The 14,763-nt window shown below is 64.8% G+C and carries 12 protein-coding genes; 5 read left to right on the top strand and 7 right to left on the bottom strand.

All coding sequences use genetic code 11. The features are described 5' to 3' along the window. Positions 1-8 precede the first annotated feature (8 nt). A complete protein-coding gene (locus tag ACO1P8_RS23035; protein WP_486298170.1) occupies positions 9-1,646 on the bottom strand; it encodes a peptidylprolyl isomerase in 1,638 nt (545 codons plus the stop codon). After that, on the bottom strand, positions 1,643-4,093 hold the full coding sequence (locus tag ACO1P8_RS23030) for an LPS-assembly protein LptD (protein WP_486298219.1): 2,451 nt from the start codon (positions 4,091-4,093) through the stop codon (positions 1,643-1,645). The genes ACO1P8_RS23035 and ACO1P8_RS23030 overlap by 4 nt, the downstream gene beginning before the upstream one ends. A 196-nt stretch (positions 4,094-4,289) precedes the next feature. Between ACO1P8_RS23030 and ACO1P8_RS23025 the strand changes: the two genes are divergently transcribed. The 3 genes from ACO1P8_RS23025 (at position 4,290) to ACO1P8_RS23015 (ending at position 7,020) form a co-directional block, all read left to right on the top strand. Next, positions 4,290-5,330 (top strand): aminoglycoside phosphotransferase family protein, encoded by a 1,041-nt coding sequence (locus ACO1P8_RS23025; RefSeq protein ID WP_486298169.1) that lies wholly within the window; start codon positions 4,290-4,292, stop codon positions 5,328-5,330. Beyond that, positions 5,330-6,025 (top strand): N-acetylmuramate alpha-1-phosphate uridylyltransferase MurU, encoded by a 696-nt coding sequence (gene murU, locus ACO1P8_RS23020; RefSeq protein WP_486298168.1) that lies wholly within the window; start codon positions 5,330-5,332, stop codon positions 6,023-6,025. The genes ACO1P8_RS23025 and murU overlap by 1 nt, the downstream gene beginning before the upstream one ends. Before the next feature lie 293 nt (positions 6,026-6,318). Beyond that, positions 6,319-7,020, top strand: coding sequence for a DUF6776 family protein (locus tag ACO1P8_RS23015; RefSeq protein WP_486298167.1), 702 nt, complete (start codon positions 6,319-6,321; stop codon positions 7,018-7,020). A gap of 115 nt (positions 7,021-7,135) precedes the next feature. Here the strand turns inward: ACO1P8_RS23015 and ACO1P8_RS23010 are convergent, their stop codons facing one another. The 3 genes from ACO1P8_RS23010 to ACO1P8_RS23000 all read right to left on the bottom strand — a co-directional run bounded on the left by ACO1P8_RS23010 (position 7,136) and on the right by ACO1P8_RS23000 (position 9,848). After that, positions 7,136-7,684: a cytochrome b gene (locus ACO1P8_RS23010; protein WP_486298166.1), complete on the bottom strand. Its 549-nt coding sequence runs from the start codon at positions 7,682-7,684 to the stop codon at positions 7,136-7,138. 105 nt (positions 7,685-7,789) lie between these two features. Continuing rightward, the gene (locus ACO1P8_RS23005; protein ID WP_486298165.1) at positions 7,790-9,013 is read right to left on the bottom strand and encodes an amidase; all 1,224 of its coding nucleotides are present in this window, start codon (positions 9,011-9,013) and stop codon (positions 7,790-7,792) included. A gap of 4 nt (positions 9,014-9,017) precedes the next feature. Further along, positions 9,018-9,848, bottom strand: coding sequence for an IclR family transcriptional regulator (locus tag ACO1P8_RS23000; RefSeq protein WP_486298164.1), 831 nt, complete (start codon positions 9,846-9,848; stop codon positions 9,018-9,020). Positions 9,849-9,975: 127 nt separating this feature from the next. Between ACO1P8_RS23000 and ACO1P8_RS22995 the strand changes: the two genes are divergently transcribed. Continuing rightward, positions 9,976-10,842, top strand: a complete 867-nt coding sequence (locus tag ACO1P8_RS22995) for a polysaccharide deacetylase family protein (protein ID WP_486298163.1) — start codon at positions 9,976-9,978, stop codon at positions 10,840-10,842. Between the two features lie 188 nt (positions 10,843-11,030). Continuing rightward, entirely contained in the window at positions 11,031-12,011 is a 981-nt protein-coding gene (locus ACO1P8_RS22990) for a Bug family tripartite tricarboxylate transporter substrate binding protein (RefSeq protein WP_486298162.1), read from the top strand. Between the two features lie 122 nt (positions 12,012-12,133). Here ACO1P8_RS22990 and dnaJ read toward each other — a convergent pair whose 3' ends face one another. Beyond that, complete coding sequence (gene dnaJ / locus ACO1P8_RS22985) at positions 12,134-13,258, bottom strand: molecular chaperone DnaJ (RefSeq protein WP_486298161.1); 1,125 nt, start codon at positions 13,256-13,258, stop codon at positions 12,134-12,136. Positions 13,259-13,410: 152 nt separating this feature from the next. Beyond that, positions 13,411-14,763: molecular chaperone DnaK (dnaK, locus tag ACO1P8_RS22980; protein ID WP_486298160.1), on the bottom strand; the 1,353-nt coding region annotated here is incomplete at its 5' end.

The following is a 14,763-nucleotide window of genomic DNA, read 5'->3' as shown; positions in this document are numbered from 1 at the left end:
AGGCAGGCTTATCGCGTACCGCTGTCCTGGCTGGCCTGCAGGTCCCGCTTCTCCAGCCGGTTATCGATATAAGCCTGGTCGCGCAGTTGTTCCAGGTAATCGTCGAAGGCCAGTTCCGAACGCCGTTCGAACAACACGCGGCGGGCCTGCAGGCGCTCGACTTCGTCCTTGACGTCTTTTTGCCGACGCTCCAGCACCTGGATGAGGTGCCATCCGAAGCGGCTATGGATGGGCTCGCTGACCTGGCCGGGCTGCAAGGCATTCATGGCCTGTTCGAATTCCGGAACGGTCTCGCCGGGATTGAGCCAGCCCAGATCGCCGCCTTGCGGCGCCGTGGCATCCTGCGAATTCTGCCTGGCCAGGGCGGCGAAATCCTCGTGGCCTTCGACGATACGCTGGCGCAGCAGCTCCAGGCGCTGGCGCGCCTCGTCGTCGGTCATGACGGCGGAGGTCTTGATCAGGATATGCCGCGCATGCGTCTGGGTGACCTGCACGGGCCCTTGCGGCAGCGGGACGGCGCCGTCCGAACTGGGGTTGGGCAGCGGCGCGGCGGGCGCCGAGGCCGGCGTCTGCGCCGGATTGCGCGCCGGCGCGGGCGCGCCGGCACTGCGCCGGTCCAGTACCTTCAGGATATGGAAGCCGTTACCGCTCTGGATAATGCCCGATACGTCGCCCTTCTTCAGGTTGGCAATGGCATTGACGAACAGATCGGGCCAGCCTTCCAGCGGCCGGTCGCCCATCGCACCGCCCTGCAAGGCTTCCGGACCGTCGGAGCTGGCTGCCGCGATGCTGGCGAAGTCGCCGCCGCTCTTCAGGCGCGCCAGGATGTCCTCTGCTTTCTTGCGCAGCACGGCCATCTGTTCGCGCGACGCGCTTTCCGGCACGCGCACCAGGATCTGCGCCAGACCGACGATTTCCGGACCGGCCGCCACCTGCGCCTGCGGCGCGGCCGCGGCGGCCGGTCCCGGCCCGGCGGGCGCCGCGCCCCGTGCGCCCTGGCGGCGCTGCTGCTCCTTGAGGAAGGCATCGACGTCCGCGTCGGAAATCACCAGGCTGGCATCGACCGTACGCTGGCGCAGGCGATCCGCCAGTACTTCGCCGCGGATGTTCTTGCGATACGCCTGCCAGGTAATCCCCTGCTTTTCGATGGCCTGGCGCAGTTGGTCCGTCGACATCTTGTTGCGCTGGGCCACGGTGCCGATCGCCTGATCCACTTGCGCGTCGTCGATACGGATGTTCAGGCGCTTGGCTTCCTGGCGCTGCAGATCTTCCATGATCAGGCGCTGGAGCACCTGGCGCTGCAGGACCTTCACATCGGGCAACTGGATATTCTGGCGGCTCAATTCCTGGGTGGCGGTCTTCACACCCTCGTTGACTTCCCGCATCGTGATGACGTCTTTGTTCACAACCGCCGCGATACCGTCGGCGAACTGGTCGCCTTGCGGGGCCGACGACGGAGCGGAGGTGTCCGCCGGCGTGGGCGTGGGCGCGGCCGGCTTGGCAGCCGGTTTGCGGTTTTGCACGGCGGGTCGTCCATGGGACGGGGCTTGCGATTGCGCGACCGCCGCCATGGGCAGCGCGACGCAGGCAACCAGCATCAGGACGCCGCGCGCAAGGCTGGCCGGCAAAAACACACTACGCATCATTCATACCTTTCGAAAGTCGTTCCAGGCTGCGGCGGCGGGTTGACCGACTCGTAGCCGGGTATGCTGCGACGCATCAGTTTCAAGGGGTCGGTGCCCAGCGCGCCCAGGCCGGTCAACTCCAGCTGGAAAAATACCGCGGTATTGACCTCGTCGGCCGCCACGGAATAGCGCTGGAACACCACCCGGCCCGTCCAGCAGCAGTCGCCTTTGTACTCTACACCGGCGATGGCTTGGGTAACACGGCGGGAATCCTGCGTCGGCACGCCATTGGAGTCCGTGATCGGGCCGGTATGCAAGGAATAATCGACCCGGCCCAACCCGTATATCCGCTCGGTGAACGGCCATTGGAAAGCCAGGCTGATCTGGTTTTGCCCTTGGACGTACGATTGCTGGGCACCCGTGCTGACCGTCGGGGGATCGCGCTGGTAGCGGTAAGACACGGAAACAGAGGTCAACCGCTGCGGAGCCCAGCGCGCCGACACAAGGCCTTGCTGGAACCGGCTGTTGTACGGATCGTATTGCGCACTGAGCGTGGTGCTCAAGGTGTCCGTCAGCGCGGCGGTGGTTTCGGCAAGGAAATTGGACCGGACATTGGTCCGCGGCGTCTCGTTGGGCAACGTGACGCGTTGGTCTTCGAAGTAGAGCTGCTGCCCCACGGAGGCCGACAGGCGCTCGAAGCCGGTGCTGGCATCGAGCCAGCGCGTGGTCAGCGCGGCCGTCAACTGGTTCGCATTGGCGATACGGTCCCAACCGCCGGTGTAGATGTTTTCCTCGAATGCCTGGGCGAAGCTGAAGTCGGCCAGGGCGGTATCGTAATTCGGCAGTTTCGATTGATCGCGATACGGCACGCGCAGATAGTAGAGGCGCGGCTCCAGGGTCTGTATGGAATCCTTGCCGAACAGCGTGGTATCGCGTTCGAAGGTCATGCCGCTGTCCACCGAAAAAATCGGCAAGCCGCGCGACATGCTGCTGGGGTAGTTGGTCGTGCCCAGGTTGTTCCAGTCGCCGCCGTACCAGTTCGTACTCTGGTATTGCGTGTAGTTGTAGCCGATCTTGGGCGTGATGTACCAGCCGGGGCGCACAATGGGGAACGACAGCGTGGGGTACATTTCGAGGCGATCGCCATTGGGGCCGTAATGGCCGTTGATGGCGCCTTGCAGGTTATCGGCGGGCCCCACCAGGGTACGCTCGAACCGGGTCGCCGTACTGGTGAATTCCGCGTCGAAGCCGTGAAAATTGTAGCGCTGGCCTCGCAAGTACAACTCCGGGACCTTGTCATAGGGTGGGACGATGAGAGCATCCACATCCTGGAGGGTCTGGTACTTGTACACCTGCGCATAGGTCTGCCAGTACTGGTTCCTCCAGCCGACCATGCCCTGCCGCGGCAGATACGTCGTCGAGGCATCGTTCAAGCCGATGGTCGAAAAATCACGGTAGTAGTCGTTATCCGAAACGCCGGTGATATTCCAGCTCGTATAGAAACCATCCCCGAGGTTCTGCGCATGCCGGGTGCTGTACATCCACCGCTTTTCGCCGGTCAGGTTATCGCTGGGCAGGTACGTACCCATCAGCATGCCGGAATACGAAGAGCCCAGATAACGGAACTCCCCACCCAGTTGCAGCCCGCGCTTGGATAGCAGCCGCGGATACAAGGTGGCATCGTAGTTCGGCGCCAGGTTGAAGTAATACGGGGCCTCGATCTCGAAGCCGCTGCGGCTGGTGGAGCCGTAGGTCGGCAGCAGGAAGCCGGATTTGCGTTCCTTCTTGACCGGGAAGGTCATATAAGGCGACGCCAGGATGGGCACGTCCTTGAAATACAGCACGCCGTCGCGAGCCACGCCTTCGTTCTCGTCGAAGTCCAGGTCGACCGATTTGGACTTGATGTACCACGAGGGTTCCGCGCAGGCGCAACCGGTGTAAGTGGTGTTCTGCAGGCGCATCGTGGAACGGCTGAAGATGTCCGCGTGGTCTGCCTTGGCGAAGCCACCCGTGGCGCCCAGCCAGAATTCGGGCGAACTCAACTGGCCGCTGTCGGCGTCGATGTTGTACTTCATCGCCGGCGCGGTCACCAGCGTGCCGTCCCGCATCAGCCGCGCGCTGCCCTGTGAATCGATTTCACCGGATGCGCGGCGATAGGTGATCTGGTCGCCCTTCAGCACGGAATCGATGCGGCGAACCTGGGCGCTGCCCGTCAGCGTCACATTGGAGTCCGGGTCGCCGTCCATGGTGTCCGCTTCCAGGTAGGCAGGCGCCTGGTCGCTGGCCAGCCGGTGCACGCGCAGCCCGGGCGACGAGCGCAGCCCCAGGACCTCGACATCCGGCGATCCGCTTTGGGAAACAGACGGCGCCGACGACTTCGAATTCGCTGACGTATCCGTTGCGACTTGGGCCTGGGCGACAGAGACCGCGCCAGCAAGGAATAGGATCAACGACCGGACGATGCGCACGTACGAGGAGACCTGAAAAAAGGGCAATGCGGCTGGAACGGCGGGCTACGCCCATCCCGTGAAACCCGCGAAGAGCCGGTATTATAGATAAGCTGAGCGTCAGCGCAGCCGCGGGTTTGCCGGCATGCGCGATCTCGCCGTATAACCGGACGCCCGCCCCCCGAAAATCGCCACTTTCCGCCTACAGGTCGTTTCCTTGCCCACCTCCGCCGATTCCCGCCTGGACGCGCTGCGCCATTGGCTGCGCGGCCTGCCCGCATCCCTGGCCCTGCGACACGATACCTTGCGTCCCGCCTCCAGCGACGCCAGTTTTCGCCGTTACTTCCGGCTGGATGCCGGCGCCGGGTCCGTCATCGCGATGGATGCGCCGCCGGGCCACGAGGATACCGGCCCGTTCCTGCACGTCGCCGGCCTGCTGCGCGATGCCGGGTTGAATGTGCCCGCCATCCTGGCCCAGGACCAGGCACAGGGCTTCCTGCTGCTGTCCGACCTCGGTCCGTGCACGTACTACCAGCGCATCCAGGAAGGGCTGGACGACGCGACGCTGCAAACGCTGTATCGGCAAGCCCTGGCCGCGCTGGTACGCATGCAGCAGGCATCCGTCCGCGGCCTCGCGCATTACGACAGCGGCCGGCTCATGACGGAACTGGAACTGTTCCCCACCTGGTACGTCGCGCGGCATCACGGCATCACGCTGGACTCCGCATCGCAAGAGGCATTGCAGAACGTCTTCTCGCTGCTATCCACCGCCAACGGCACGCAACCGTCCGTGCTGGTGCATCGGGACTTCCACTCGCCCAACCTGATGGCAACCGATGGCGACCGCTACGGGCCCAACCCCGGCATTATCGATTTCCAGGATGCGCTGGCCGGCCCCATCACCTATGACCTGGCTTCGCTGGTGACCGACGCCCGCACCACCTGGGAAGAGCCGCAGCAACTGGACTGGGCCATCCGATACTGGGAAATGGCGCGCGCGGCGGGCTTGCCGGTAGCGGCGGATTTCGCCGATTTCCACCGCGCTTACGAGTGGATGGGGCTGCAGCGCAATCTGCGCATTCTGGGCGTATTCGCGCGCCTGCACCACCGCGACGGCAAAGCCGGCTACCTGGCGCATATACCCCGCGTCAACACCTACGTCCGTCAGGTGGCGGGCCGCTATGGCGCGTTCGCGCCGCTACTGCGCCTGCTCGATAAACTGGACGACCGCCAGCCCACGGTGGGATACACCTTCTGATGCGCGCCATGATCCTGGCGGCGGGCCGTGGCGAGCGCATGCGGCCATTGACCGACACCCTCCCCAAGCCGCTGCTGCAGGCCGGCGGCAAGCCGCTGATCGCCTGGCATATCGAACGACTGGTCGCGGCCGGCCTGAAAGACATCGTCATCAACCACGCCTGGCTGGGGGATCGGCTGGAAGCGGCGCTGGGCGACGGCTCCGCCTACGGTGCCCGGCTGGCGTATTCCCGCGAAGGTACGGCGCTGGAGACGGCCGGCGGCATCGCCCTGGCCCTGCCGCTGCTCGGCGAGTCGCCTTTTCTGGTGATCAACGGCGATGTCTGGTGCGATTGGGACCCGGCCCAGGCATCCGCGCTGGGGCGGGACATCGATGGCGTCGCGACGCTGGCGTGGTTGCTGATGGTCGATAACCCCGAACACCACCCTGCCGGCGACTTCCTGGCCAGGCCGGACGGCACCCTGCATCCCACGGAAGGGCAACGACTAACGTTCTCGGGTATCGGCATTTACCACCCGGCCCTGTTTGCCGGCATCACGCCGGGCTCCCCCGCGCGCCTGGGACCCTTGCTGGCGCAGGCCATCGCGCGGCACGCGGTGCGCGGTTGCCGCCACCCGGGTCGCTGGGTGGATGTCGGCACACCGCGGCGCCTGGCCGACCTGGATGCCAGCTTGCGGAGCGGCGACAGGGCCTGACGGGATATTTCACAATATCAAGGTAGGCAACCAGGCTTGTCGAAATAGCTAAGCCATGGCCTGGCGGGTTATCCTTTCAGGCTTTCATCGATCGGCACGCCCTGCGGGCGGCCCGGTCGACAGGCACGGTACGCATGCGAACCGCGCCGTTACCAGACCGCCAGCCCCGGCGGCGGGACGCCAGGCAAGGCTTGTTTTCTCGTCCAGGGCCGCTCCAAGGCAAAAAGGCCCGTGGAGCAGCCGGCGGACTTGCCGGTGCAGCATAGGGGCGTTTTCTTTTTTGGATGGATGGGATGTTCGGACGGTCGCAGCGCGCGGTTTTCAAACCTTCGGTTTATCAACCCGGAAAACGTTCGCGGCGCATGCCGCGCTGGCTGGTTCTCATGCTGGCCGGTATTGTGCTGGGCGCCGGCGGCGTATTGTTCCTGCAAACCAACTACGGCCCGCAGCGGCTTACGGTCGAGCAATCCGAACAGTTGCATGGCGAGCTCAGCGCCGCCAATGTCGACCGCCAGCGCCTGCAAGGCCAGGTCGAAGAACTCACCCAGCAGCGTGACGCCGCGCGCGCCACGCACGACAAGCTGACGGCGGATTTGGCGCAGGCGCGCCAGCAGATCCAGGGCTTGAACAAGGATCTCGCGCTGTTCCAGGACGCCGTCCCGCCGGATCCCCGCGGGGGCCCCATCGGCATACGGTCGGCAACGCTGTCGCGCCAGCCCGGGCAACTTACTTACCAGGTGCTGGTCATGCGCGACAAGGACACCGCCGGTGTACCGTTCAAGGGCACCATGGAGTTCGCCATCGAAGGCCGTTATCCGAACGGACGCAGCGGCACCATCACGCCGGATGCCTTACCCGTCGACATGGACCGCTTCGATAACCTTAGCGGCACGCTGCAATTGCCCGACGGATTCATCGCGCGCGGCGTCACCATCAAAGTGATGGACTCGGCGCAAAAGCAGCAGGCGATGCGTATCTACTACGTGCGAGGCTGACGCGACGGGAAGCCGCCACGACCTGCGGGTGGCATGGGTTGTATCGCATGGACGGACTTGGCACGGCCACGCGCGGGGCCGGGCGGCGGGCAAGCGCCGTCCAGCCCTTCGAGCCTTAACGCCACAGCATCTTGCGCAGGGTGCCGTCCTTCAGGACGTACTGATGCCACAGCGCCGCAAGCGCGTGCAGTCCGATCAGGTAGTACAGCGCGTTTCCCACGAATTCATGGATGTCCTCCAGGTTATCGGCAAGACCGTTTTCTCCGATGAGCGAAATGGAGATCCCCGTGCCCATCAGCTGTACGGGATGGCCATCGGAATTGATCATCAGGATACCCAGCAAGGGCTGCGCGATCAGCAGGAGATAGAAAAGCCAGTGCAGCGAGCGCGCACAGGTTTGCAGCCAGCCGCCGCCTTGTTCGGCCGCGGGCGCGCCATGGACCAGTCGCCACACCAGCCGCGCCACCGTCAGGCATAGCACCGTCACGCCAGCCCACATGTGGATACCGGTCCAGAAGGCCCGCGAATCGCTGCCGCGCGGGCCTCTGATTTCGATGGCGAACAGCGCCAGCGCGACCACGAGAAAAATCAGCCAGTGCAGAATGATCGCGGGCCGGCTGTACCGGGCCGGACCGTGGGAAGCTGCGGAAAGCGTGTCGGACATCGGTGGCTCCTGTAAATGGCGGGGCGCGGCACCGGCCGACGCATCAGGATGGCCGCCGGCAGGACCGCGCAGGGACGTGCAGCGACAGGCAGTGTATCGCCAGATCTACGATGAGATACGCATTGCGCAGTCGAGCAGCGCACGGTCGCGCCCGCGCGCTCCGATCAATGACAGACCCACGGCATACTGGTTCCCTACAATCACGGGCATGGTCAGTTGCGGCAAGCCCGCCAGGCTGGCGATGCAAAGCAGGCACAGGGCGCGTGTACGGTCCTCCGCGGCCGTGGGGGAACCCTTGACCGGCGCAACGAAAGAAACGGTCGGCAGGCAAAGCACCGCGTCGCCCAGCAAGTCGTCCAGATGCGCGGCGATCCGCCGGCGCTGCGCGGTGGCGGCATGCGCCTCGTCGGCCGTGATCGTCGAGGCCCACTGGAAGCGCTCGCCGATATCCGGACCGAAACGCGGCGCATGGCGTGTGATCCATTCGCCGTGCGCGGCCCAGACCTCGCGTCCCTGTATCACCCGGAAGACCTGCTGCCACGCCAGCAATCCTTCGGCCGCGAGAGTGACGTGTTCCACGACCCCGAACTTCTCCATCATGCTCTCCCGGGGCTTGGCCAGGCCCTGCCGCACGTCCTCGGACGCCAGCGCCCAGGCATCGTCGGCCACCAGCAGCCGTCCGGGCAGGCCGCCCTGGCCGGCGGCCGCCACGGGCAGCACGGTTTGCCCGACGCGCGCCAGCGTAGCGGCATCGCGCGCAATCCAGCCGACCACGTCGTAACTGGGCGCCAGCGGTACCACACCCTCGCTCGACACGGCCCCATGCGTGGGGCGCAGGCCCCAGGCCCCGCAGAAGGTCGCCGGCAGGCGGATGGAACCGGCGGTGTCCGTACCCAGCCCGATATCGCACAAGCCGCTGGCCGCCGCCACCGCCGACCCGCAGGACGAGCCGCCGGGAATACGCGTGGGGCTGACCGGGTTCACCGGCGTGCCGTAATGGAAGTTCTCGCCATTCAGGCTATAGGCCAGTTCGTCCGTCATGGTCTTGCCGACCACATCCGCACCGGCGGCCAGCAATTGCGCCACCACGGGCGCATGCCGGGTCGCGGCGTCATGCGTGGCGAGCCAATCCGGATTGCCGGCACCGGTGATGCGGCCTTCGACGTCGATCATGTCCTTCACGCCGACGCGCAACCGGGCGAGCGGACCGTCGGCCGCGCCCGCCAGCTCGAACCTGCCTTCCGGCGCGAAGGCACCGCCGGGATTGGCCGGATCAAAAGTCGCCGGTCGTTCGCCGGCGGGCGCCGGCGCTGTTTTTGCTTCTGTCATGGAGTCACCGATACAAGAGGGTTCCGATTACATTCACTTCGTTGCGCAGCAATGGGTAGAGGGCAGCCTGCCGCGCCGGCGTCATGCGGCTGGAAATCGCCGCGATCGCCAGGGCGGCCACGGGGGCGCCAAAGGGGTTGCGTACCGCCAATCCGATCGCCGTTACGCCGGGCACGGCCTTTTCGCCGATCGCGGCATAGCCCTGCGCGCGGCCGGCTGCGATCGCCTCTTTCAGGTCGCGTTCGTCCAGTTCGCCATAGGCGCCGATGCGCGGCCGGATGGCCTCGACCACACGGTCGACCTCGCCGGGCGCCAGGGCCAGCAGGATGGCCAATCCCCCTGCGTTCACACCCAGCGGCTGCCGGCTGCCCACGGTAACCACAGGCGTCTGGATGGGGAAATGACCCTGTACGCGGCTGATGCATACGGCATCGTTGCCGCGCCGGATAAACAGGAAGGCGGTATCGCCGGTCGCCTCGGCCAGGCGTTGGAGCGAAGCGGCGCAGAGTTCGCGCAAGTTGAATTGCGGGGCAGCCACCAGCCCCAGCTCGAAGACCAGGGTACCCAGCCGATAGCGGCGCCCGCGGGCATCCCGCGACACCATGCCCTCTGCCACCAGGGCCTTCAGCATGCGGTGAGCGGTGGGGGCTTCCAGCCCGCACAGGCGCGCCACATCGACGAAGCGCAGGCCGGTTTCCTGGTGCTGCGCCAGCGTTTTCAGGACACCGACGACACGGCGGATGGCTTGCGTGCCGCCGGGCGCGGGGCCGGCGGCAACACCTGGGGCAAGAATATCGCCGGCATCCGGTTCGACAACGGACTCAGGGTTAACCACGACAGTAATTTCCAGATTATGGATACTTTATTGAGGATCGTTGACAGGCATTTCACCGCTAAATACATTGCCCTGAACAATACAGAGGCGGAATGCCCGGGTCAAACATCCATTATATGGACTATTCATGATACCCAAGGAACGCATCGATTATTCGGCGATCATCGATCGCCGCAAGCTGACCCCGCCCGACGGGGCGCGCGTGATCGTCTGGCCCATCGTCAACGTCGAGGACTGGCAGATCGACCGCTACATGCCCCGGCAGGTACTGCCGCCGCCCACGGGCGTCACGGCGCTGCCCGATATCGCCAACTGGGCGTGGCATGAATACGGCATGCGTGTCGGTTTCTGGCGGCTGAAAGCCGCGCTGGACAAGCTGGGCATCGTGCCGACACTGTCCATCAACGGTAGTGTCTGCCTGAACTATCCGCGTGTCGCGGAGGAAGCCCACAAGTCCGGCTGGGAGTTCATGGGCCATGGCTTTATCCAGATGCCGACGCACCAGGTGGATGACCAGCGCGCGATGATCAAGCGCACGGTGGACACCATCGAACAGTTCACCGGCAAGAAACCGGTGGGCTGGCTTGGCCCGGGACTGACGCAGACACTGGAAACCGTCGACTACCTGCACGAAGCGGGCATCCGCTACATCGGGGACTGGTGCCTGGACGACCAGCCCTGCAAGGTACGCACGGCCACCGGCGATATGGTGGCGATGCCTTACGCCCTGGAGCTGAACGACATTCCCGTAGTGGCCGTGCAGCACCACTCTTCCGACGAATTGCTGATTCGCGTCAAGGACACCTTCGACCGCCTTTACCAGGAAGGCGCGGACCAGGTGCGGGTCATGGGCATCGCCGTCCACCCCTTCCTGAGCGGCGTGCCGCACCGGATCAAATATTTCGAGGAAGCATTGGCGTACGTCGCGGGCCATGATCGCGTGAAGTTCATGACCGGGGCGCAAATACTGGACTGGTACCAGGCCCAGGCCTGAACCGGTCCTCGACAGAATAAGTGGCAACCGGACACCGGCCCATGCCCGCGCGGCATGGGCGGGGCCGAACAAATCAAGGGGTTCGGGCGGTGGGGGAAAACAAAGGACGCAAGCGTCCGCAGTCATCGCGCGGCACATCGAGCCAGCCGCGTTACCGCCCTGATTATTCAAATCCGTTCGGAGTTTCTATGCGTACTCGCAGTCTATTGACCGTCTTCGCCTGCCTCTTCGCCCTATCCGCCAGCACCGGCGCCCGGGCCCAGGCCGACGACTTTCCCAACCGGCCGATTCGCCTCCTCGTGGGCTTTCCTCCCGGCGGCATTTCGGATGTCATCGCGCGCACGGTCGCCTCCAAGGCCAGCTCGATCCTGAAGCAGAACATCGTCGTGGAAAACCGGCCGGGCGCGGGTACCACGATCGCGGCCGACACCGTGGCGCGCTCGGCTCCCGATGGCTACACGCTGCTGCTGCAGGACACGACGACGCACGCCATCAATGCCAGCCTGTATCCCAAGCTGCCCTTCGACACCGTCAAGAGCTTCACGCCCATTTCGCTGGTTTCGAGCTCCCCGCTGATGCTGGTGGTCAAGGCGGACTCGCCCGCCAAAGACGTAAAGGGCCTGATCGCCATGCTGGCATCCAAGCCGGGCACCTACGCCTACGGGTCGTCGGGCAACGGAACCATCATCCACCTTGCCAGTGAAATGATGGACCGCGCGGCCAATGTGCAGGCCGTCCATATCCCTTACAAGGGCAGTGCCCCCATCATCCAGGCCCTGTTGTCGGGCGACGTGGCCTACGCATGGAGTAGCATGCCGCCAGCCATCTCCCAGGTGAAAGCCGGCAAGCTGCGCGCACTGGCGGTCAGCACGCCCAAGCGCATTGCTGCCGCGCCTGACGTGCCCACCATCGCGGAAGCCGGCGTGCCGGCCGCCGAAGTGATCCTGTACAACGGCGTGCTCGGCCCGGCCAACCTGCCGCCGGCCGTCGTCAAGCGCCTGAACGCCGCCTTCAACGAAGCCGCCAACAGCGACGAAGTGAAGACGGTCTACGCGACCCTGGGCGCCGAGCCGGTCAACGTTACACCGGAACAAATGCTGGCCCAGATCAGTGCCGATATCCCCAAGTACGGCAAGGTCGTGAAGGAAGTCGGCGCCAAGGTGGACTGAAGCAGGTCCGGGTCACACCGCCCCGCCATAAAGCAAAAGCCCGGGCTCCTTTGAAGGAACCCGGGCTTTTTTTCAGGCCCGCGCACGCGGCACGTCGGCAACCGGCGCAACCGCGCGCATGATCAGCTGAAGAATTCCTTCACGCGATCCGTCCAGGATTTGCTTTGCGGCGAATGCCTGTCGCCGCCATCGTTCAGCGATGCCTCGAACTGCCGCAGGATGCTCTTCTGCTCTTCGCTCAGGCGTACCGGCGTCTCTACCACCACGTGGCAGTAAAGGTCGCCCGGATAGCTGCCCCGCACACCGCGTATCCCCTTGCCGCGCAGGCGGAAGGTCTTGCCCGACTGCGTGCCTTCCGGGATAGTGATCTCAGCCTTGCCCCCCAGCGTGGGCACCTGCAGGTCGCCGCCCAGCGCCGCCGTGGTGAACGGGATCGTCAGCTCGCAGTGCAGGTCGTCGTTGTCGCGCTGGAATATCTTGTGCGGCTTGATGTGGATTTCCACATAAAGATCGCCCGGCGGGCCGCCGTTCAATCCCGGCTCGCCGTTGCCGGCCGAGCGGATCCGCATGCCGTCGTCGATCCCGGCAGGTATCTTCACCTGCAGCGTCTTGTTGCGGCGGATACGGCCCACGCCATCGCAGTTGGTGCAGGGATCGGTGATTTCCTTGCCGCTGCCATGGCAGGTCGGGCAGGTTTGCTGGACGCTGAAAAAGCCTTGCTGCATGCGTACCGCACCCGAACCGCCGCAGGTGCGGCAGGTCTTGGGCGTGGTGCCGGGTTTGGCGCCGGAGCCGTGGCAAACCTCGCAGTTTTCCCAGCTGGGCACGCGGATTTCGGTATCGAAACCGTTGGCCGCCTGTTCCAGGGTGATCTCCAGCGCGTACTTCAGGTCGGCGCCCCGGTACACCTGCGGACCGCCGCCACGGCGCGCCGCGCCGCCGAAGATCTCGCCGAAGATATCCCCGAAGGCATCGGCAAAGCCGCCGCCCATGCCGGCCCCCATACCGCCGGCAGCGTTGGGATCCACGCCCGCATGGCCGTACCGGTCGTACGCGGCGCGCTTCTGCTCGTCGGTCAGGACCTCGTAGGCCTCCTTGGCTTCCTTGAACTTTTCCTCGGCATCCTTGTTATCCGGATTGCGGTCCGGATGGTATTTCATCGCCAGCTTGCGATATGCCTTCTTGATGTCATCGTCCGAGGCGTTTTTGGCAACACCCAGGATTTCGTAATAGTCACGTTTTGCCATGATCTTCCAGAGGCTTTTCTTCTTGCGAGGGCGCCGCCGCATACGCCGGGACCTGCCCGCGCCGACCAAAACCCTGTTTACATACGACCGCGCCCGGGCACGGAAATCATCCGGGCCCGGGCGTGTTCACCGTCATACCGCGCGGCGGTTCATCACTGGTCGCGCTTCACTTCCTTGAAGTCGGCATCGACCACATTGTCGTCCGCCGGCTTGGCGTTGTCCGCCGCCGTTTGCTGCTGCGCGGCCTGCTGCGCCTGCATATCGGCGTACATTTTCTCGCCCAGCTTCTGCGACGCCGTGGACAGCGCCTGCACCTTGGCATCGATCGTCTCCTTGTCGCCATCCTTCAGGGTGGCTTCCAGGTCCTTGATCGCGGCCTCGATGCTTTCCTTTTCGGCAGCCTCGAGCTTATCGCCATACTCGGTCAGCGACTTGCGGGTGGCGTGCACCAGCGCGTCCGCCTGATTGCGCGTCTGCGCCAGTTCGGCCAGGCGATGATCCTCGTCGGCGTTGGCTTCGGCATCCTTCACCATGCGCTGGATCTCTTCTTCCGACAGACCCGAGTTCGCCTTGATGGTGATCTTGTTTTCCTTGCCCGTGCCCTTGTCCTTGGCGGACACGTGCAGGATACCGTTGGCGTCGATATCGAACGTTACTTCGATCTGCGGCACGCCGCGCGGCGACGGCGGAATGCCTTCCAGGTTGAACTCGCCCAGCGCCTTGTTGCCCGCGGCAATCTCGCGTTCGCCCTGGAAGACCTTGATGGTCACCGCCGGCTGATTGTCATCGGCCGTGGAGAACGTCTGCGAGAACCGGGTGGGTATGGTCGTGTTCTTCTGGATCATCTTGGTCATCACGCCGCCCAGGGTTTCGATACCCAGGGACAGCGGCGTCACGTCCAGCAGCAACACGTCCTTGCGGTCGCCCGACAGCACGGAGCCCTGGATCGCGGCGCCCGCGGCCACGGCTTCGTCCGGATTCACGTCCTTGCGCGGTTCGCGGCCGAAGAATTCCTTGACCTTCTCCTGCACCTTGGGCATGCGCGTCATGCCGCCGACCAGGATCACGTCGTGGATCTCCGACACCTTGACGCCGGCATCCTTGATCGCGACGCGGCACGGTTCGATGGTGCGCTCGATCAGGTCCTCGACCAGCGCTTCCAGCTTGGCGCGCGTGATCTTCAGGTTCAGGTGCTTGGGACCGGAAGCATCGGCCGTGATGTACGGCAGGTTGATTTCGGTCTGCTGGCTGGAAGACAGCTCGATCTTGGCCTTTTCGGCCGCTTCTTTCAGGCGTTGCAGCGCCAGCACGTCCTTCGACAGATCGACGCCCTGCTCTTTCTTGAACTCGCCGATGATGTAGTCGATGATCCGCTGGTCGAAGTCTTCGCCGCCCAGGAAGGTATCGCCGTTGGTGGACAGCACTTCGAACTGCTTTTCGCCGTCGACGTCCGCGATTTCGATAATGGAGATATCGAAAGTACCGCCGCCCAGGTCATACACTGC

This window comes from Bordetella sp. (assembly GCF_057362025.1).
This window is presented reverse-complemented; position numbering and strand designations above follow the sequence as displayed.

Bases quoted from the DNA above. Each gene is read 5' to 3' on its own strand.
- ACO1P8_RS23035 (WP_486298170.1), bottom strand. From the start codon at position 1,646: ATGATGCGTAGTGTGTTTTTGCCGGCCAGCCTTGCGCGCGGCGTCCTG.
- murU (WP_486298168.1), top strand. From the start codon at position 5,330: ATGCGCGCCATGATCCTGGCGGCGGGCCGTGGCGAGCGCATGCGGCCA.
- ACO1P8_RS23015 (WP_486298167.1), top strand. From the start codon at position 6,319: ATGTTCGGACGGTCGCAGCGCGCGGTTTTCAAACCTTCGGTTTATCAA.
- ACO1P8_RS23010 (WP_486298166.1), bottom strand. From the start codon at position 7,684: ATGTCCGACACGCTTTCCGCAGCTTCCCACGGTCCGGCCCGGTACAGC.
- ACO1P8_RS23005 (WP_486298165.1), bottom strand. From the start codon at position 9,013: ATGACAGAAGCAAAAACAGCGCCGGCGCCCGCCGGCGAACGACCGGCG.
- ACO1P8_RS22995 (WP_486298163.1), top strand. From the start codon at position 9,976: ATGATACCCAAGGAACGCATCGATTATTCGGCGATCATCGATCGCCGC.
- ACO1P8_RS22990 (WP_486298162.1), top strand. From the start codon at position 11,031: ATGCGTACTCGCAGTCTATTGACCGTCTTCGCCTGCCTCTTCGCCCTA.
- dnaJ (WP_486298161.1), bottom strand. From the start codon at position 13,258: ATGGCAAAACGTGACTATTACGAAATCCTGGGTGTTGCCAAAAACGCC.